The sequence below is a fragment of the Stutzerimonas sp. R40042 genome (assembly GCF_026642215.1).
Classification (GTDB): Bacteria; Pseudomonadota; Gammaproteobacteria; order Pseudomonadales; family Pseudomonadaceae; genus Stutzerimonas; species Stutzerimonas frequens.
In genome coordinates, this window is the sequence record NZ_CP113258.1 from 1,398,112 (window position 1) to 1,415,856 (window position 17,745).

Here is a 17,745-nt window from a genome sequence, read left to right on the forward strand (position 1 = left end):
CCCTGACGTCCGTTCAGGGCTTTTTCGTTATGGCGCGAGTTCGGGTTACCAGCCTGGTACGCCCTGCATGTCTGGCAACTTGTGTGCGATCCCCTTGTGGCAATCGATGCACGTCGCTTCGCCACTGGCCAGTGCGGTGGAGTGGAATTCGGCAGCACGCTTGCCCTGCCGGGTGAAATCCATGAAGTCGAAATCGTGGCAGTTTCGGCACTCCAGCGAATCGTTGGCCTTCAAGCGTGCCCACTCATGCTCAGCCAGTTCGCGACGCTTTTCGAGGAATTTCTCGCGGGTATTGATGGTGCCGAAAATCTTGCCCCAGACCTCCTTGGACGCCTGCATCTTGCGCGCGATCTTGTCGGTCCACTCGTGCGGTACGTGGCAGTCCGGACAGGTGGCGCGTACGCCGGAACGGTTGCTGTAGTGGATAGTGTCCTTGATCTCGACGTAGACGTTGCTCTCCATCTCGTGACAGGAGATGCAGAACGCTTCGGTGTTGGTGGCCTCCAGCGCCGTATTGAAACCACCCCAGAAGATGATCCCGGCGATAAAGCCGCCTAGCGTTAGCGCGCCTAGGCTGTAGTGAACACTGGGACGGCGTAGGACGGCCCAGTAGCGTTTGAAGAACGACTTGATCGACTTCATCCAGGCCCCCTCAGTTTCCGTTGGTCGATGGTGAGGTTTCCCGGTACAGCAACTCGTCGATGTTCTTGAAGCGGTTCTCCACCAGCGGCCTCACATCCTGCTGCGGCACGTGGCATTGCGTGCAGAAGTAACGCCGTGGCGCCACCGCGGCGAGGGTCTGCTGGTCGCGGTCGGTGTAGTGGGTGATGCTGATCATCGGCGCCTGGGCGCGGGCGCTGTTCGCTCGGCTGTGGCAGGTCAGGCATTTGTTGGCGTTCTTGTCGACGTGATAGCCGCGGATGCTGTGTGGAATGGTCGGAGGCTGCTCCGGATAGTTGCGCTCGCGGCGTATGTCCTTGTTTTCCTCGTCATGTAGAGGGGGAGGCGTGAACTCCCGAGTGATGGTGCCACCCGGGCGGCGGCCATCGGGCGCGGGGGCATCCAGGGGGTAGTTGGTTTCGGCAGCGATGGCAAGGCCGAACACCGCGAGCAGAGTCAGCGGCAGTAGGCGGAATTTCATGGCGGCTCTCCTCAGGCGATGCTGACCACTTCGATCTTCACGGCGCATTTCTTGTAGTCGGTCTGTTTGGAGATGGGGTCGGTGGCATCCAGCGTGACCTTGTTGATCAGCTTGTTGGCATCGAAGAACGGCACGAACACCAGCCCCATCGGCGGCTTGTTGCGGCCGCGTGTCTCGACCCGGCCCTGCATTTCGCCGCGCCGGCTGACTACCTTGACCACACTGCCGCGGCGCACGTTGAGCTTGCGCGCGTCCTCGGGGTGCATGTAGACGAGCGCGTCCGGCACCGCCTTGTGCAGCTCGTCGACCCGCTGCGTCATGCTGCCGGTGTGCCAATGCTCAAGCACCCGCCCGGTGCTGAGCCAGAACGGATAGTCCTCATCCGGTACCTCCGCAGGCACCTCGTAGGGGAGCGCGAAGATGATCGCTTTCTTATCGGCGTTGCCGTAGAACTGCACGCCGCTGCCGGCTTCGACATAGGGGTCATAGCCCTCGCGGTAGCGCCACTGGGTTTCCTTGCCGTCCACCACGGGCCAGCGCAGGCCGCGTTCGCGGTGATAGACGTCGAATGCCGCCAGATCGTGTCCATGGTCCCGGCCGAACTCAGCGTATTCCTCGAACAAGCCCTTCTGCAGATAGAAACCGAAGGCTTCTGCTTCCTGGTTCCGGTATCCCTCGGCAATCTCGCTGGCTGGGAAGCCGTCCACCTGGCCGTTGCGAAACAGCACATCGAACAGCGTCTTGTCCTTGAGCGCTGGCGCCTTGGCGACCAGCTCTGCTGGCCACACCTCGTCGACGCGGAAGCGCTTGGAAAACTCCACCAGCTGCCAGAGGTCCGAGCGCGCCTCGCCGGGTGCGCTGACCAGCTGGTGCCAGAACTGCGTACGGCGCTCGGCATTGCCGTAGGCGCCTTCCTTTTCCACCCACATGGCGCTGGGCAGGATGAGGTCGGCGGCCTGGGCAGAGACGGTGGGGTAGACGTCCGAAACGATCACGAAGGTTTCCGGGTTGCGCCATCCCGGCAGGATCTCCTGCATCACATTGGGGCCGGCCTGCATGTTGTTGGTCACCTGTGTCCAGTACACCTTCAGCACGCCGTCCTTGAGCTTGCGGCTCTGGTCGACGGCGTGGAAGCCGGGTTTCTCCTGAATGGTCCCCGGAGGCAGCTTCCAAATCTTTTCGGCTGTGGCGCGGTGTTTGGGGTTGGTCACGGCCATGTCCGCCGGCAGGCGGTGGGAGAAGGTGCCAACCTCGCGTGCGGTGCCGCAGGCCGACGGCTGGCCGGTGAGCGAGAAGGGGCTATTGCCCGGCTCGCTGATCTTTCCTGTGAGCAGATGGATGTTGTAGATCATGTTGTTAGCCCAGACGCCGCGGGTGTGCTGGTTGAAACCCATGGTCCAGAAGGACATCACCTTGACCTTGGGGTCGGCGTACAGCTCGGCCAGGGCCTTCAGGCGCTCGGCCGGTACCCCCGATTCCTTGGCGGCGTGTTCCAGGGTGTAGGGTTTGAGGAACTCGACGTAGTCCTCGTAACCGATGTCGGTCCAGGTGTTCGCGACCGCGGCGTTCTCGGCCTTGAGTTCCAGCGGATCGGTCGGACGCAGGCCGTAGCCGATGTTGGTCGCACCCTTGGCGAAGCGGGTGTGTTTGTTGACGAACTCCTTGTTCACCGCGCCGCTCTGGATGATGTGGTTGGCGATGTAATTGAGGATCACCAGATCGGTCTGCGGGTTGAAGATCATCGGGATGTCGGCCAGCTCGAAGCTGCGATGCTCGAAGGTCGACATCACCGCGACCTTCACATGGGGCGCGCTCAATCGCCGATCGGTGACCCGCGTCCACAGCACCGGGTGCATCTCCGCCATGTTCGAGCCCCAGAGCACGAAGGCGTCGGCCGCCTCGATGTCCTCGTAGCAGCCCATCGGCTCGTCCATGCCGAAGGTGCGCATGAAGCCGAATGCGGCCGAGGCCATGCAGTGACGGGCGTTGGGGTCGATGTTGTTGGAGCGAAAACCGGCCTTCATCAGCTTGTTGGCGGCATAGCCTTCCCAGATCGTCCACTGCCCCGAGCCGAACATGCCGATGGCTTCAGGGCCACCCTGCTTGAGCGCCGCCTTGTACTTCTCTTCCATGATGTCGAACGCCTGTTCCCAGCTGACCGGCTGGAACTCGCCCTGCTTGTCGAACTTGCCGTCAGTCATGCGCAGCAGCGGCTGGGTCAGGCGATCCGAGCCGTACATGATCTTCGACAGGAAGTAACCCTTGACGCAGTTGATGCCGCGGTTGACGTCCGCCTTGACGTCACCGTGGGTCGCGACGACGCGGCCCTCTCGGGTCGCCACCATGACGCCGCAGCCGGTGCCGCAGAAGCGGCAAGGGGCCTTGTCCCATTTCAGATTGGTGGCGTCCGCTTCGGTGACCAGGTTGCTCGCGGTCGAAGCGATCGGCATGCCGGCGACCGTCGCGGCGATGGCCGCAGCGTTGGCTTTGGCGAATTGACGTCGAGTCAGGCTCATCAGGCGTCTCCTTCAAGGAGTTCTTCGTGATAGATCAATGCGGCGTTGAGCACGCCGGGCAATTGCTGGATATGGTCGATCGAGGCAAGGATGCGTGATTCGTGCTCTGCCTCGAGCACCACCACCAGCTTGCCGTTGGCGGCCTCCTGGTGCAGTTCGAGACCCGGCAGCAGACGCAGGTTGGTCTTGAGAGCGGCCAGCCACTCGGGCCGGCAATGGACCAGCAGGCTGGCAATATGCAGGGGATGTCCCATCAGCGTGTTCCGTCCAGATTGGCGACAGGGCAGGGGCCCGATTAGGTCGGTAGAGGCTGGCTCAGGCCGGGCCGGGCGGGCCGAAGATCATCTGCACGATCCAGACGATGAAGCCATAGCCGCTGACCAGTGCAACGCTGAGGATGGGAAACAGGAAGACGATCAGGAAAACAAAAAGGCGCGTCTCATCGCGCTTGCTCGAGGTATTCGAGGGGGAGGTGTCATTCGGCGTTAATGTCATTGTTCTACTCCGACTGGCATGTGAGGAGTCTAGTTACTGACCGGCAGAGGGCAATGTTCGTTTCGACGTACGGCGGTTCGCTTTGTGAGCGTGATGGGGGGTGGCATCGCGCCAGGCGCCGACGATGCCGGTGGCTTGTGCTAGCCTTCGCCGCTTTTTTTGCGGGCTGCGCTGGAGTACATGCTTGCGATGGTCACTCAGGATTCACATCTCAGACGCGGCAGCGCCGGCTATCGCCGTGCGACATTGGCCCTCTTTTGCGCCGGCTTCGCGACCTTCGCGCTGCTCTATTGCATCCAGCCCCTGCTTCCGCTGCTGGCGAAGCACTATGCCGTGTCGGCTGCAAGCAGCAGCCTGGCACTGTCGCTGACGACGCTATCGCTGGCGCTGTGTCTGCTGGTTTCCGCTGCGCTGGCCGAAAGCTGGGGTCGCAAGCCGGTGATGGCTGCGGCGCTTGGGCTGGCGAGTCTGCTCGGGTTGGCCTGCGTGCTGGTCGAGTCCTGGCAGCTGTTGCTGTTCCTGCGGGCGTTGTTGGGCCTGGCATTGAGCGGGCTGCCGGCGCTGGCCATGGCTTATGTCAGCGAGGAGTTCGATCCGGATTCGTTGCCCGCGGCGATGGGGCTGTATATCGGCGGCACGGCGCTGGGCGGGATGCTTGGGCGATTGCTTTCCGGCCTGCTGAGCGATCTGGGTGGCTGGCAGCTGGCACTCGGCGGGATTGCCTCGCTGGGGCTGCTCGCCCTGGTCCTGTTTGTCTGGCTGCTGCCGGCGTCTCGCCATTTCAAGGCGCAGGCGCTCTCGCCGCTCGGTCTGCTGGCGAACTTCCGCATGCATCTGGGTAATCCGATCCTGCGGGCTCTGTTCCTGCAGGGCTTCCTGCTCATGGGAGGCTTCGTCGCGCTATTCAACTACATCGGGTTTCGGCTGGCCGGCGCGCCGTTCGGCCTTTCCTCGACCTTCATCGGTCTGCTGTTCGTGGTCTACCTGGCCGGAATTTTCAGTGCCGGTTGGGCGGGGCGCCTGGTCCCGCGTTTCGGTGCGCGCCGGGTGCTGCGTGGCGGCGTCGCGCTCATGCTGCTTGGCGTAGGGCTATGCGCAACGCCCTGGCTGGTCAGCATCGTCGTCGGTCTCGGGGTTTTCACGCTCGGTTTCTTCGCAGCGCATGCTGTTGCCAGCGGACAGGTGGGCGCCCATGCGCGAGGTGCCCGTGCGCAGGCCTCGGCGCTCTATCTGTGTGCCTATTACCTGGGCTCGAGCGTGGTGGGCTATGGCGCCGGTTATGTCTGGGATCATGCCGGCTGGCTGCCATTGATGGCATTGCTGGCGGCGCTGTTCGTCATTGCCGGTTGGCGAGCTCGAGCGCTCTGATCGGGTGCGAAGTCTTCATTCGCGGCGCTGTTCACCGGTGAACGACAGCGTCGTCTTGCAGCGCCGGCAATAATAGCGCCGGCCTTTGCCAACCAGCGCGTGGCGCTGAGCGGTGAAGGTGAAATCCTGGTCCGGGCAGCTGCAGCGGTAAACATAACGGGTGGCGGGCCGTCGATGCACGGCGTAGTTATGGCAGCGATCCGCTGGCAGCTCGTATACGCCACGCATGATCAGCTGCCATTCCTCGCCATGCGGCTGAATGCGCGCGCCGAACATCTGGTGAGCGACGAGATGGGCCACTTCATGGGCCACTGTCTGGCGCAGAAAGTGGTCGGCATTCTCCCGGTACAGCTGTTCGTTGAAGCGCAGCAGATTCTGCTGAAGGTGGGCCACGCCGGCCTTCTGCCCACGCAGCTTCAGGCTTACTTCAGGGCGGGGGAAGCGGCGCTTGAAAAACTGCTCGGCCAGCGTGTAGCAGGCTTCGACACGGGCATTGAGACGCTCGGGCATTGGGCAACTCCCTGGGAGCGCCGCATTATGCCAAAGCGTCTACCCGCCGAGCAGCTCGTTCGTCACTCGTTTGGTCGTTCGTTGAAACGGCGTTCGTTGTCCACGCCACCCGGTTCGTCCTGCGGACGATTCTCCTCGAAGCCGTAGCTCTGGTTCTGCGGGGTATTGCGTTCATAGGTCGGGTCGAGCGCGAGCATCCAGAACAGGATCATCGGCACCTTCAGATTGACCAGCACCAGCAGGCCGACGCCCCAGGTACTGGCACCGTAGAGGAAGGTGTTGCGGTTGTTGATGCGCATGAAGGTCGGCAGGCCGACGAACAGCAGATAGGTTGAATACGCGCCTGCCGCTACCAGCACCAGGATGGCGATCCAGCGTGTCGGGTAGAGCGCACCGAGGCCGGCGAGGAAGAATGGCGTGATGACATAGGCAATGAAGCCCACGCACTGGTTGAAGGTCGGCCGTGCATCGAAGGAGCGAGACATCCAGCGCAGGAAGAACCCCATGATGAAGGTGCCGACCACAATGGTTATGTAGATCAGCGCACTCAGCTGAAACGCGCTGCGTGTATCGAGCCAGATCCGCTCGTTCTCCACCAGGCTCCAGCCCACGTAACGGGTGCCGATGAACATGCAGATCGCTGGCAGCAAGGCCCAGAGCAACAGATGGACAAGGTAGTTGGAGCTGTTCTTTTCCTCGTCGCGGCGGATATCTGCCCACGCCTGATCGGGGCGGGTGAGCAATGTCATGAAGTGCGGGATCATACGGGTCTCCGTCTGCCTTGAGAGCCGCCCGACTTATAGCTCCGGCGGCGATATGGCTTTAGAACGGTCGAGGCGCCGAGGGTTTCCCTTGATGTGCGCAGACCTTTTGCCGCACGCGAGCTGTGAGAGTTTCAGGACGCAAAAAGGCCGCCCGCAGGCGGCCTCGTGACGACTGGATGGCTCAGCGAACGTAAACCGGGCCGATGCCCATCCCCCAGGTGATCACCGAAATGGCGATGATTGCCACCAGCACGACCAGCCCCACGGCCAGTACCGAACTGGAAAACATGAAACCCTCGTCTTCGTGGATGTTCATGAATTTCGGCAGTCCCACGTAAAGCAGGTAGGCCGTGTAACAGACCGCTGCCGTACCCACGAGCATGCCCAGCCACAGATGCGGATAAAGCCCGGCCAGGCCGCCGATGAACAACGGAGTCGCGGTATACGCAGCGAAGACGATGCACTGGGTGAGGGTCGGGTTGGCATCATAGGTCCGCGCCATCCAGTGAATGAAGCCGCCCATGACGGCGACGCCGGCGAGCATCGCGAAGTAGGAAAGTATCGCCAGCTGCATGCAACTGGCCTGCGTCAGCTTGACCGGCTCTCCACCGCCGATGCTCCAACCCACCTGGGTCGCGCCGATATAGGCCGAGACAGCGGGTATCGCTGCCAGCACCAGTACATGGGTGAGATACATGTGGCTGACGGTTTCTTCCTCGCCACGTATCTCGTTCCACTCCTGCCCGGGATGGGCGAACAAACCCCAAACGTGATTGATCATGCCAGCGTCTCCTCTGTTTTGGAGGGTCGCTTCGCCTGGCGGTCGTCATCGGAGGACGGCGCGTGCGACCTTATGTCGCAGTATAGGAATGCGGCTCGCGGATGCATCCGCGGCGTTAGAGCGTTTCGAAGCTATGTGGTCAGTGGTAATAGCGCGCGAGTATTTCCATGGCCAAGTTGATCGACTGCAAGCGCTGAGTGCTCCCGCCGCGATCCGGGTGATGCAGGCTGACCAGCTGGCGGTAGCGATGCTTGATCAGTTCCAGCGTCAATGGCTGGGACGAGCGGTCCAGCTCGAACAGCTCAAGCGCCGCGCGCTTCTCGTCGCTGCCCTGCATGCGCGTCCAGAAACTGGCCAGCAGGCGCTCCACGTCGTCCTCGTCGGTATCCCGCAGGTTGCTCAGGTCAAGGTAGTACTCGCGCAGCGCGTCCTGTTCGGTGAGCCCGGCACTGGCCGCCGAATAGGGCAGCAATTGCACATGCAATGGATTGATCTGCAGATGGCCGCTGGCCTCGGCCCAGAGTCGGTCGCGCAGCAAGTACAGTGCGTTGAACACCAGGAAATGCGTGCGAAACAGCACCAGTTTGTCGGTCAGCGGCAAATTCGGCACGTGCGTGCTGTGCCGCCGCTTGAGCTGTTGGATCAGCTCGTACTCGCTGCGGCCCTCGGGCTTTTCCTGCAACAGAATGAGCAGGTGGTCTGGCAGATCCAGTGCGGGGGAGAGGTCGTCCATCGGCCGAGACTAGCACAGGGCCAGCGGAGGAGGGCCGGGGCTGGTTCACATCGGCCACACGGCGAACGGGCTGCGGCCGCGGCTTCTTTGCGCGTAAAATGCGCAGTTTTCGCATCTCACCCGGACACCTGACATGGGCAACCTCTCGGTCAACCAGAACAAACTGCAGAAGCGCCTGCGCCGCCTTGCCGGCGAGGCCGTCACCGACTTCAACATGATCGAGGATGGCGACAAGGTCATGGTCTGCCTGTCCGGCGGCAAGTTATAACCAAAAAAATATTTGTAAAGCCTATAAACCTGTAGACATTGCCTGTAAGCCCCGCCTTCCGTCGCTTTTCCTTTCCTCTCGTTTGACAGAACTCATTTATGGACTAGTTTGTAACTAAATCGGTTATTGGACTAGCTTTTTTGTCAATTATGAAAGTCAAACGATACCAATTCAATTCGTTGCCCTTCGTGTCGATAGTGGACGAAGCGGATTGCCCTATTGATCCGTATGTTTCCTGCTACCTCAATGGTGCTTTATCTGCTAAATCGGCCAATACGAGATTTAGGTACGCAAATGAACTGCTGTTCGTGCTGCAGTACTTTTCGGAAAAAAATATTGACCTACCCGAACGAGTTGCGTCGGGCATTTTTATCTCCCAGATGGAGTACATGCAGTTCTATGACAGATGCTGCTTAAGTAAGGGTTCTGGTGATGAAGGTATAAATATAAGATTTCTAGATATAAATGATAAACATCTAAGGAACATCATTGTTGCCAATCAGAAAGGGATGGCAAAGGTCGCTAGCGAAACCTTGCAAGGTCGCATCAGACGACTTCGACAATTTCTTTTATGGTTGTTCGATGAGTTTCACGAAGTGCAAGATGCTGACGAAAAAACAAAAAATAAATTTAATGGGCTTATTGCAGAAATTAGGTTAGATGAAGATGCCCTTGGCAAGAATGGAGGGCAACATGTTGGCGATCCTGAGGAATCGGTGATCCCGGATGACGTTTTCGTAAAGTTTTTAGAGATGGTGATGCCGTCCTCTCCTAATAATCCCTTTAAAGCATCTAGGGTGAGGAATTACTTGATCGTCAATTTGCTAGTCCTAAGCGGCATCAGAAGAGGTGCGCTGGCAAAATTGAAGATTTCTGACTGTCTATTTCATGGCACTAACGATCAGCTAGCTATTTATCGATCTGCAAATGATCCAACAGATCTGCGCTCTGAAAAACCCAATCAAAAGACAAAAGCACACTTCGCCTCGGTTGATCCAGGTTTTTTGGAGAAGGTTAAGTTCTATATTGACAACGTTCGTATTGTCTTTCCTCGTGCGCAATTCCATGACTTCGTGTTTGTCAGCGAAAATGACTCTAAAGGCACTGCGGGTCAGCCTCTTTCTTTAAAGGCAATAAATGCAATATTTCAAAAGCTCTCTAGGTCGCTGGGCTTTCATGTCCATCCTCATTTGTTGCGCCACAAATGGAATGAAATTTTTGATAAGAAAGGGGAGTCGCTTGGGGTCAATCCGGCTTTGCTTGAGGATGCTAGAAAATATGCCATGGGCTGGTCGCAAAATACGACTCAGAACAGACGATATAATGAAAAGCGAATTGCGCTGAAGACGAGAGAGATATCAATGGCGCATCAAAAAAGAGTGGATCCGCAAAAATGACTCGCGAGAAGAGGCGGGAAGTTTTTAAGTCTCTGACTAATGAAGGCTCATGGATTACGGCCAAATCTGGCCTGATGGTAAATACCTCGGAGGATGTATGGATATTACTGCCGAATAATGGAAAAGGAAAACGGTTGTGCGTTGACTGGGTTCATTCGTCTAACATGCCAGATGATGATAAAAACTTAATTCTGAGTGTATTTGTGGACTACGTACGAACCAAGGCTGCGAGTACGGCGTCAGGTATCGTTTGCAATGTAAAGCCATTTATGTTGAATGGCATTCCGTCCTTAGCCAGAGTTAAATCTATATGGAGTGGGCTGCAGACAAACAATAAGAAGGGGCTCAATCAGTTCTTTGGGACGCTCTCTAGGCAAGGTAATACACGGTATGAAGAATATCACAAGTATACGCGGACACATTTGGACAAGGGTAAAGACAATACTCTTGATCCTTCCATTGGGGCACTAAGCGATATTGAGTTTGACTCGTTAGCCAGGCAGATCAATGAAAATATACAAGAGTTCGACTGGGGCGCCAGTCGGGATCTTTTGTTTTTTCAGTCGCCGAGGCTATATGCGCGGCTCAGAAATATAGTCACTAACAAGTTGTTGCTCTCCATCGTAAGGCGGCCAATTCAAATTGCGCTATTGAAATGGTCTGATTTGATCCCCTCGGGTGCGAGTTTTCGCGACGCGGGAATTCTTCCTGTGGACGAAATCGGCACGGTAGGGGGGCAAACATTGCAGCTTAGAGTGTTCATAGTTAAGTCTAAGGGCGCACAATTCTCAAGGGAGCGGCCCGAGCGCTATCCAATACATCTTTCCGAATATATCTCAGGGGTTCTTATAGACTATAAACGGGTGGTATTGGAAGGGCTCAGACTAGTGATGGACTCAGCAGAGATTCAAGTGGATCAATCTGAACTCTTGAGCCTCATGAATGATATGCCTATGTTTCCAGCGGTTGATTTTTTTAAAGTGCGATTTGACTCTTTAGATTTGTTCAAAAGCATGTTTACGCCAAAGTCTACTGCCTACCACATATCGGAGACTGCAGTTGCACACGCCATGAGATGGGTTCCGGTTGCCTCTGATCGAACTGTCGAATGTATGGCTACTTCCAATAGAATTCGTCACACCGTATTAACTCGCGGTGCTCAAAATGGTCTGCCCGCCGTTCAATTGGCCAAGATGACAGGTGTCACCGTGCCGGCTGCAAGGCATTACATAGATTTGGATTATGTATCTAGGAGAGAGATTGACACAAAGTATATCGGAAATGAGTTTCTAAAGAAGGCTTTTAGCCATACCTTAACTGTCGTTCCGGAAGGCGATGAGGTCATTGTCGACAATAAGTTCAACCCTGTTGGTGGGGCACTCAACAAGCATTCCTGCGCGACCTGTTCAACTGTTTTAGGGAGACCATTGGGGTGTTATGGGTGCCCAAACTTTCGTCCGATGCTAGAAGCTGATCACAGGTCGGTATTGGCTGATGCAGAGGGCAAGCTTGCTGCAAACCGCAACTCCCTAGTTAGTCCTATTTACGCCCGAAGTATTGAAAAACTGGAGAGACAGATTGTTTGGGTGAAGCAGACAATAATGGTTTGCGATGAAGAACTCGCAAGGCAGCGCACAATCAATGCTTAACAAATACCTTGGCCGATTGGAGCGGCTCATCAACGAATATCGCGAAGCCGAGCTAGCGCAATTTGAAGGACATGGCGGCAAGAAGGCGGAGTTTGATGATTTGGTCTGGTATCACGTGGACCCCAATACTGGCCGCCGAACCAGATTCTTGTGTGGTGTACATGGGCGTAAGGGCAAAAGCAACGCCGGCAACCATCCCATATACGCCCTTCCTTACCCCTATGACCACCTGATAAAAGTGTGGATCATAGAAACAACGAACACACCACTTTCCGTCAACGAGAAAAAAATTCGGACGTCGGTAGCTAGGAAATTGTTGTCACTCATGGATGGTGATCTCTATGAGCAATCAGAGTGCACAATCACCAGTCTTAATTTGGGGGCGCGTTCAGCTGACCGCTTGCGGCCGTTTCTCGCGTTCTGCGCTGAAAAGGGGGTGATGCGAAAGGTCAACCTGAAGGGCAGCGACAGCAGAGACAGGACGGGACATGCCACGTTTGACAATACGCTGGAGAAACTTCCAGATATCCAAGCAGTGCTTGCGCTAGCCGACATCTTCTCTACTGTATTTGAGTATGTGGATGAACATGGCTCGCTGCGCCCTGGTAAAGAGATAAAAATCCATGATGCCTTAGTAGTGACTTTTGGAACGCTGTCGCTGGCGTCGCCTAATCGAACTTCTGCGGAAATACCTGTTCTTCCTAAACAAAGACTGCATTGTTACTCTGAAAGCAATGGAGAGCCAGTTTATTACCTCGACTGGATTGGAAGTAAAGGCTACGGGAACAACAAGAACCACATACTTGCGGTGCTCGCTGATCCGATAAAGAAAGCCATGAACTTCTTTTACAAAGCATGCGAGCCAGCGAGAATTCTATGTCGATTCTACGAGAACCCGGACCAAAGCTTGAAAGCGTTGCTTGGTGGGTTCGAGATAGCGCCAGAACTAAAGAGGAATTTAAATTTAGCGCAGCGGCCCAATCTTTTCACATTGGGTTATGCATTAGGGTTCTATGGGGCTAATGATTGCGTTCCGATCCTTAAGGAAGGAGTTGATCTGACTTCCACCTATAAAAGTCAAAGAGGCCATTTTTTCGAAAAAAAACCGATTTATTCATTGCGGCCTAAAGATCAGTTGTCCGTGTCGCAAACAAGAAGTGCAGCTTTAGCAGGATTACCCCACTTGTTCGGGTACGCCAATATGCCAAAAGTTTTTTCCGATAAGTCTGTCGTTTCGGTTGAAGAAGTGCAGGAGTGGTGGATTGCTTTCTATAGGACATCAATTTTGCCGGAATTTCCACTCTCATTTTCAAGCGGAGAATCAAGTATCAAGCTTAAGGATGCCATGTTCTGCTTCTTGGGGAGTTGGCTTTATGGTGCGCCCGAGAGTGTCGGAAGTGGTGGGAAAGTTTTTCAAAAGACAAACTATGCGGTGGTGCCATTAGCGTCGCTAGGCGCCTCGGTTCTTACTCGACTGGTCGGCCAGGGGCGCTACACGACATCGATTTTTCAGGATTACGGATTTTCGTCAGAATTAATTCTGCGACCGCATAGTCTGCGGCACTTATCTAACACCCTTGCTGATTTAAGTAGCATTCCAGTTGAAATTATCACTGCTTGGTCTGGCAGAAAGAATCCCGAGCAAACCCATACTTATATTCATACGACTCACGACGAGAAAGCCAGTCGTGTGAGTGCGATATTGAATCCGCCAGATATCGACAGGCGGGATATTCGAGTCGTTTCCCAAAATCAACTTACACAAACCACCAACCTGCCGGCATCTGTCACCTCCACCGGTCTTTGTACTCAAAATCTTAATGTAACGCCTTGCAATTATTTGAACGATTTCGTCTCGCAGTGCTTCATGTGTCCGGAGACTTGTCACATAGCAGGCGATGTGAAGACAATCGAGTTTTTTGAGAAAGATTTATCGTTTCAAACTTTGAGATTAGAATCGGTAGCGTGTGATCCACGCTTACCAAACTCCCAGGCGATGAGGCAGTGGTATCTAATTCACTCGCGAAATACCCATATTCTATCCATGCTGAATGATTTGATGAAAAGTAAGCCTGTCGGAACGATGATTCGTTACTCAAATAAAAATTCTGAGTTCAGTTTGACCGATCTAAATACCAAGATCATTACAAAGGTCGCGTGTGCCCTACCGGATTTTGAGGCTCGCCTGAAGGGTATTATTGAAGATAAGACTGCCAGAACAGCATCTGATGCTAATCCCGAGTTGCGCTCTCTTTTATCCTCTTTCGGTCTGTCTGAAGGGGAGGTGTGATGTGGTAGTACCAAAAATATCAGCTCAGCAACAGCGTAAAATTGAGATTATGTTAGCTAAGTGGGTAGGTAAGCTGACTTGGGACGCGCTGGTCGCTAAGGTAGAGCTTGAGCTTGGCATAAAAACAACTAGACAAACCCTATGCACTTATGTCGGTATCAATACATATTATAAGAATAAAAAAGCTCAACTTCGTGGCGCAACTCCTTCCCTGCTCACAAAGATAACTGCTTCTGAAGTAAAGCTTGTGGAGCAAATAGAGCACTTGAAGGCTGAGGTTGCGGTTCTCAAAAGAAATAATGCAGAGCAACTGCGTATGATTGAGAGGATGCTTTTGAACGCCAATGCCATTCCCAACCTTGATCTCTATGCCTTGATCAAGAAAAGACCTGAAGAGATACAAAATGGCTAATCATTCGTACACCTCCTCGACTATGCCGTATTGGGCACACGCTTGGTGTGCAATCCAAGGGGGCATCCAGGAGAGAAGACTTGCTTTCTCCCGGATATGACCATCACGCTTTAATTGCCCCTTCGCTGACTAGGCGAGCTGTTTGCGGGTCATACGCAAAACCGGTAATCGACCCATCTCGAATGCGCTCAACCGCCTCATCAATCACATGCAGCGGCACCAGAAACCACTCCCTAGGTTTGACCGGATGGCCGAAGCGGTCTTCGATGGTCAAGTCCAGCTGCGCCGCGCCGAACAGGCGGTGGAAGATGTTTTCCAGCCGGGTGCGGTTCAGGTTGTGCAGCTTGTAAGTAGCGACCACCTCCACATCAGCCAGCAGGTAGGTGGCGTCTTTGTCTGCGCCTGCGATGCGGGTTTCCACTCGGCCTCCGGTTACGCCGATCTTGTGGATCAGCTCGCGGTGCTCGGCCACGAAGGGGTGGTTAGACTGGCTGCGCAGCACATAGATAGTGCCGCTTTCTATGTCGTCCGGCTCGGCGATGTCGCTGAACAGTGGGCCTGAGTCGACCTTGATCAGCCGAGATCCGGCACGCCCCTCACTGTCCTTGTAAAGCGCCCGCTGTAGGGATCGTAGCAACAGATCACTTTCCGTCTCATTGGAGTAGATGACGCGCAAACGCCCGTTCGTCTCCGCATTCGGCGTTTTGTAGGTGTCCCCGACTTCGGCGACGTAGGCAATGAGCCCGCTCAGAATGAAGAAGTCTCCAGCCTCAATGCTGGCGTTCTTGCCAAAAGGCTTGGTCACCCAGCGCTTTTGCTTGAGGCCTACTTCCACTTCATCAAACAGCGGCTTGAAATTCTCGAAGTCTTTACAGGGGTTCCGAGCGGCCATCTCTTCAGCCGCTTTTATTGCCGCACTGGAACGCACATGCCTCAGTACCGTTATGTCGTCCTGCTCGACGGACTCACTACCGATGCCCAGCTCGGCGAGCAAGGCGTCCTCATCCAGGTCATCCACATTAGTCGTGGTGACCGCAGTACCTGACAGTAGGCCGTGAGTATCCAGACCGGCCAGTAGGGTTTGTGCCTCTGGCAGTTTGCGCAGTTGATCCAGGCGCACGGCATACAAGCGCTCAAAAATGTCGCGGTCTTCGCCATGCAGCGGAGCGCGGCCGTGGGTCTGATAGAAGCGCTGAATGTCCTCGAAACCAGCGATGATGCGCTCTTCGCGAGGAGTTCGAGTGGCTGTCTTGAGCGTGGGGACTTCTACCCCCAGCGCCTCCAGCAGGTCGTCATCGTTCATATCAGCCATTGGCGGATTCCCCCTGCGCCGCTTTGGCTTGGGCGCGGTAGCGTGCCAATGCTGCTACGCCTTCAGCCAAGCGTTTTTCCCAGGCATCGGCAGAGTTGATGTCGGGCAGGCGGCCGCGCTCGTTCTTGAACTGCAGGGCACGCTTGGCCAGCTCTCGCGCCTCATCTTCGGGGATGCTCACCTTCTTGGCGGCAATGCTGGCCTGAACCTGGCGCAGAGACTTTTCATCCATTGCCTTCGCCAGTACCGCATAGGCGGCATCGAAGGGGTTGATGCGGTCGATCAGGTCAATGTCCAGCTCGCGCACGTTAACGAATTTGCGCACGCCATCAAGCAGTGCTGTGCTGCCCTGCACGTTGTCGCTACCGTTTGCATCTGCCTGCGCCAGAGCCAACTTGGCCTGCTGGGTAATGTTCATGGCGGCGATGGCGTGCTGGCGGATGGCTTCCTGGTCGACGTCGCTCAAATCGGGGTACCGCTCGCGCACGATCTTGCCCATGCGCAGTTGAGTCAGCTCTTCCGGCAGGGTGTTCTCCTTATCGAACAGGCCGCGCTCCAGCACGGTTTTGTCCTGCAGGAAGCTGGTCACTACTTCGTTCAAGTCTTCTTTGCAGATGCGCGTGGCTTCTGTGCTTTGCGGCGTGGTCAGGCCGTTAATCTCGACATGGAACTGGCCCGTGGTTTCATTCACACCCAGGTTGGTGCCGCCCGGTTGATACCCCTCCGGGCCATAATTGAAGCCTTCTTTCGGCCCGGTATCTTTCGGGGTGAACTCATAGCGCGGGGCGAGCACCTGTTCCATCAGCAGGCTGGCAGAAATGGCCTTGAGCATATCGTTTACCGCTTCGGCTACAGCTGCTTGATCAGCCATTGGCTCTGCGATCAGGTTGGTGAAGCGTGAGCGCTCTTTACCTTCTGCATCGCGGGTGGCACGGCCAATGATCTGCACGATTTCGGTCAGGCTCGAACGGTAGCCGATGGTCAGCGCATGCTCGCACCAGATCCAGTCAAAGCCCTCCTTCGCCATGCCCAGAGCGATGATCACATCGACGTTGTCGCGGTTGTTTTTCTGCGCCGGGTCTTTCAATGCGCCGAGCACTTTGGAGCGTTTGCCTGGGTCGCTGTCATCCACCAGGTCGGCCACTTTCAGCGTGCGGCCGTCCTTGGCTTTGATCAGGTGAAAGCCGGCGGTCGGGTCTACACCCTGCCAATCGCCGAGCGCGCTCATGATCTCGTTGACCTCGCGCTCTTTGTCCTTGAGGCTCTCGCGGGCATTTACGTTTGGAATGTGGACGATGGTTTTCAGTGCCGGGTCCAGCACCTTGGCGACCGCATCCACGTACCGGCCGGTGTAGAAGAAGTAGCCAATATCCAGCGACTTGAGCCAGCGGTAGCCGTTGAGCTGCTCGTAGTAGGTGTAGGTGACTGTCTCAAATTTGTTCTCTTCCGACGGGGCCAGCACGGCCTCGCTGTCACCACGGAAGTAGGAGCCGGTCATGGCAACCAGATGCACCTTGTCGCGGTTGATAAACGCGCTCAGTTGGCTGCCCAGTTTGTTGTCCGGATTGGCGGAAACGTGGTGGAACTCGTCGATGGCAATCAGGCGGTTGTCGAAAGCGTCGATGCCTAACTCTTCCACGGCAAAGCGGAAGGTGGCATGGGTGCAGACCAGCACCTTGTCGCTGCTGGTCAGGAAGGCGCGCACTGCATCTACCTTGGACTTGGCCACACGCGGTTCATCGATGCCTGGTGCATTGCACAGGTTCCACTGGGGGGCTACTTGCCAGTCCCAGTAGAAGCCATGTTGGCTCAGCGATTCATCGGCAAAGCTGCCGCCAATGGAGCGCTCCGGCACTACGACGATAGCCTGTTGCAGTCCCTGGTTATGGAGCTTGTCCAGGGCGATAAACATCAGGGCGCGGGACTTACCTGATGCCGGTGGCGATTTAATCAGCAAATACTGTTCGCCGCGCTTGGTATAGGCGCGTTCCTGCATGGTACGCATGCCCAGCTCATTTGCCTTGCTGGATGCCCCAGTGTGCGCGGTAGCAATGGATACCGACGGCACCGTGTATCTGTTGGTCGGGTTGGTAGTGTTAGTCACTGTGA

The 17,745-nt window shown here is 55.9% G+C and carries 16 protein-coding genes and 1 pseudogene; 6 read left to right on the forward strand and 11 right to left on the reverse strand.

The features are described from left to right. Positions 1 to 45: 45 nt before the first annotated feature. The 5 genes from OUY36_RS06605 to napE all read right to left on the reverse strand — a co-directional run bounded on the left by OUY36_RS06605 (position 46) and on the right by napE (position 4,152). Entirely contained in the window at positions 46 to 642 is a 597-nt protein-coding gene (locus tag OUY36_RS06605; RefSeq protein WP_063541188.1) for a cytochrome c3 family protein, read from the reverse strand. A gap of 10 nt (positions 643 to 652) precedes the next feature. Continuing rightward, positions 653 to 1,141, reverse strand: a complete 489-nt coding sequence (locus OUY36_RS06610) for a nitrate reductase cytochrome c-type subunit (protein WP_267937311.1) — start codon at positions 1,139 to 1,141, stop codon at positions 653 to 655. Positions 1,142 to 1,152: 11 nt separating this feature from the next. Then, the gene (napA, locus tag OUY36_RS06615; protein ID WP_063541190.1) at positions 1,153 to 3,657 is read right to left on the reverse strand and encodes a nitrate reductase catalytic subunit NapA; all 2,505 of its coding nucleotides are present in this window, start codon (positions 3,655 to 3,657) and stop codon (positions 1,153 to 1,155) included. After that, entirely contained in the window at positions 3,657 to 3,911 is a 255-nt protein-coding gene (locus OUY36_RS06620) for a chaperone NapD (protein WP_267937313.1), read from the reverse strand. Before OUY36_RS06620 ends, napA begins: the two co-directional genes overlap by 1 nt. 61 nt (positions 3,912 to 3,972) lie before the next feature. Next, positions 3,973 to 4,152 carry a periplasmic nitrate reductase, NapE protein gene (gene napE / locus OUY36_RS06625; protein ID WP_063541192.1) on the reverse strand — a complete coding sequence of 60 codons (180 nt, stop codon included), beginning with the start codon at positions 4,150 to 4,152 and terminating at the stop codon, positions 3,973 to 3,975. Positions 4,153 to 4,341: 189 nt separating this feature from the next. On the opposite strand from napE, the gene OUY36_RS06630 reads away from it, so the two are divergent. Then, the gene (locus OUY36_RS06630; protein ID WP_267938111.1) at positions 4,342 to 5,520 is read left to right on the forward strand and encodes an MFS transporter; all 1,179 of its coding nucleotides are present in this window, start codon (positions 4,342 to 4,344) and stop codon (positions 5,518 to 5,520) included. Positions 5,521 to 5,535: 15 nt separating this feature from the next. Here OUY36_RS06630 and OUY36_RS06635 read toward each other — a convergent pair whose 3' ends face one another. The 4 genes from OUY36_RS06635 to OUY36_RS06650 all read right to left on the reverse strand — a co-directional run bounded on the left by OUY36_RS06635 (position 5,536) and on the right by OUY36_RS06650 (position 8,308). After that, positions 5,536 to 6,030 (reverse strand): SprT family zinc-dependent metalloprotease, encoded by a 495-nt coding sequence (locus OUY36_RS06635; RefSeq protein ID WP_063541194.1) that lies wholly within the window; start codon positions 6,028 to 6,030, stop codon positions 5,536 to 5,538. A 62-nt stretch (positions 6,031 to 6,092) separates the two neighbouring features. Continuing rightward, positions 6,093 to 6,794: a Yip1 family protein gene (locus tag OUY36_RS06640; RefSeq protein ID WP_267932389.1), complete on the reverse strand. Its 702-nt coding sequence runs from the start codon at positions 6,792 to 6,794 to the stop codon at positions 6,093 to 6,095. A 181-nt stretch (positions 6,795 to 6,975) separates the two neighbouring features. After that, positions 6,976 to 7,575: a Yip1 family protein gene (locus tag OUY36_RS06645; RefSeq protein ID WP_110777799.1), complete on the reverse strand. Its 600-nt coding sequence runs from the start codon at positions 7,573 to 7,575 to the stop codon at positions 6,976 to 6,978. Positions 7,576 to 7,714: 139 nt separating this feature from the next. Then, a complete protein-coding gene (locus tag OUY36_RS06650) occupies positions 7,715 to 8,308 on the reverse strand; it encodes a DNA-J related domain-containing protein (protein WP_102840723.1) in 594 nt (197 codons plus the stop codon). 133 nt (positions 8,309 to 8,441) lie between these two features. Here OUY36_RS06650 and OUY36_RS06655 point away from each other — a divergent pair. From OUY36_RS06655 to OUY36_RS06675, 5 genes and pseudogenes are all read left to right on the forward strand, one after another. Further along, positions 8,442 to 8,570, forward strand: a pseudogene (locus OUY36_RS06655) (tRNA 2-thiocytidine(32) synthetase TtcA); the annotation flags it as partial. Between the two features lie 203 nt (positions 8,571 to 8,773). Continuing rightward, positions 8,774 to 9,973, forward strand: a complete 1,200-nt coding sequence (locus OUY36_RS06660; RefSeq protein ID WP_227343405.1) for a site-specific integrase — start codon at positions 8,774 to 8,776, stop codon at positions 9,971 to 9,973. Further along, entirely contained in the window at positions 9,970 to 11,622 is a 1,653-nt protein-coding gene (locus OUY36_RS06665) for a hypothetical protein (protein ID WP_126189397.1), read from the forward strand. Before OUY36_RS06660 ends, OUY36_RS06665 begins: the two co-directional genes overlap by 4 nt. After that, complete coding sequence (locus OUY36_RS06670) at positions 11,585 to 13,912, forward strand: hypothetical protein (RefSeq protein WP_041106970.1); 2,328 nt, start codon at positions 11,585 to 11,587, stop codon at positions 13,910 to 13,912. The genes OUY36_RS06665 and OUY36_RS06670 overlap by 38 nt, the downstream gene beginning before the upstream one ends. A 1-nt stretch (position 13,913) precedes the next feature. Further along, the gene (locus tag OUY36_RS06675) at positions 13,914 to 14,324 is read left to right on the forward strand and encodes a hypothetical protein (RefSeq protein ID WP_052649197.1); all 411 of its coding nucleotides are present in this window, start codon (positions 13,914 to 13,916) and stop codon (positions 14,322 to 14,324) included. A 103-nt stretch (positions 14,325 to 14,427) separates the two neighbouring features. Here the strand turns inward: OUY36_RS06675 and OUY36_RS06680 are convergent, their stop codons facing one another. Together OUY36_RS06680 and OUY36_RS06685 are read right to left on the reverse strand one after the other, a co-directional pair. After that, positions 14,428 to 15,636, reverse strand: a complete 1,209-nt coding sequence (locus OUY36_RS06680; protein WP_023082699.1) for a GIY-YIG nuclease family protein — start codon at positions 15,634 to 15,636, stop codon at positions 14,428 to 14,430. Then, positions 15,629 to 17,641: a DEAD/DEAH box helicase gene (locus OUY36_RS06685; RefSeq protein WP_442807043.1), complete on the reverse strand. Its 2,013-nt coding sequence runs from the start codon at positions 17,639 to 17,641 to the stop codon at positions 15,629 to 15,631. The genes OUY36_RS06680 and OUY36_RS06685 overlap by 8 nt, the downstream gene beginning before the upstream one ends. Between the last annotated feature and the right edge of the window lie 104 nt (positions 17,642 to 17,745).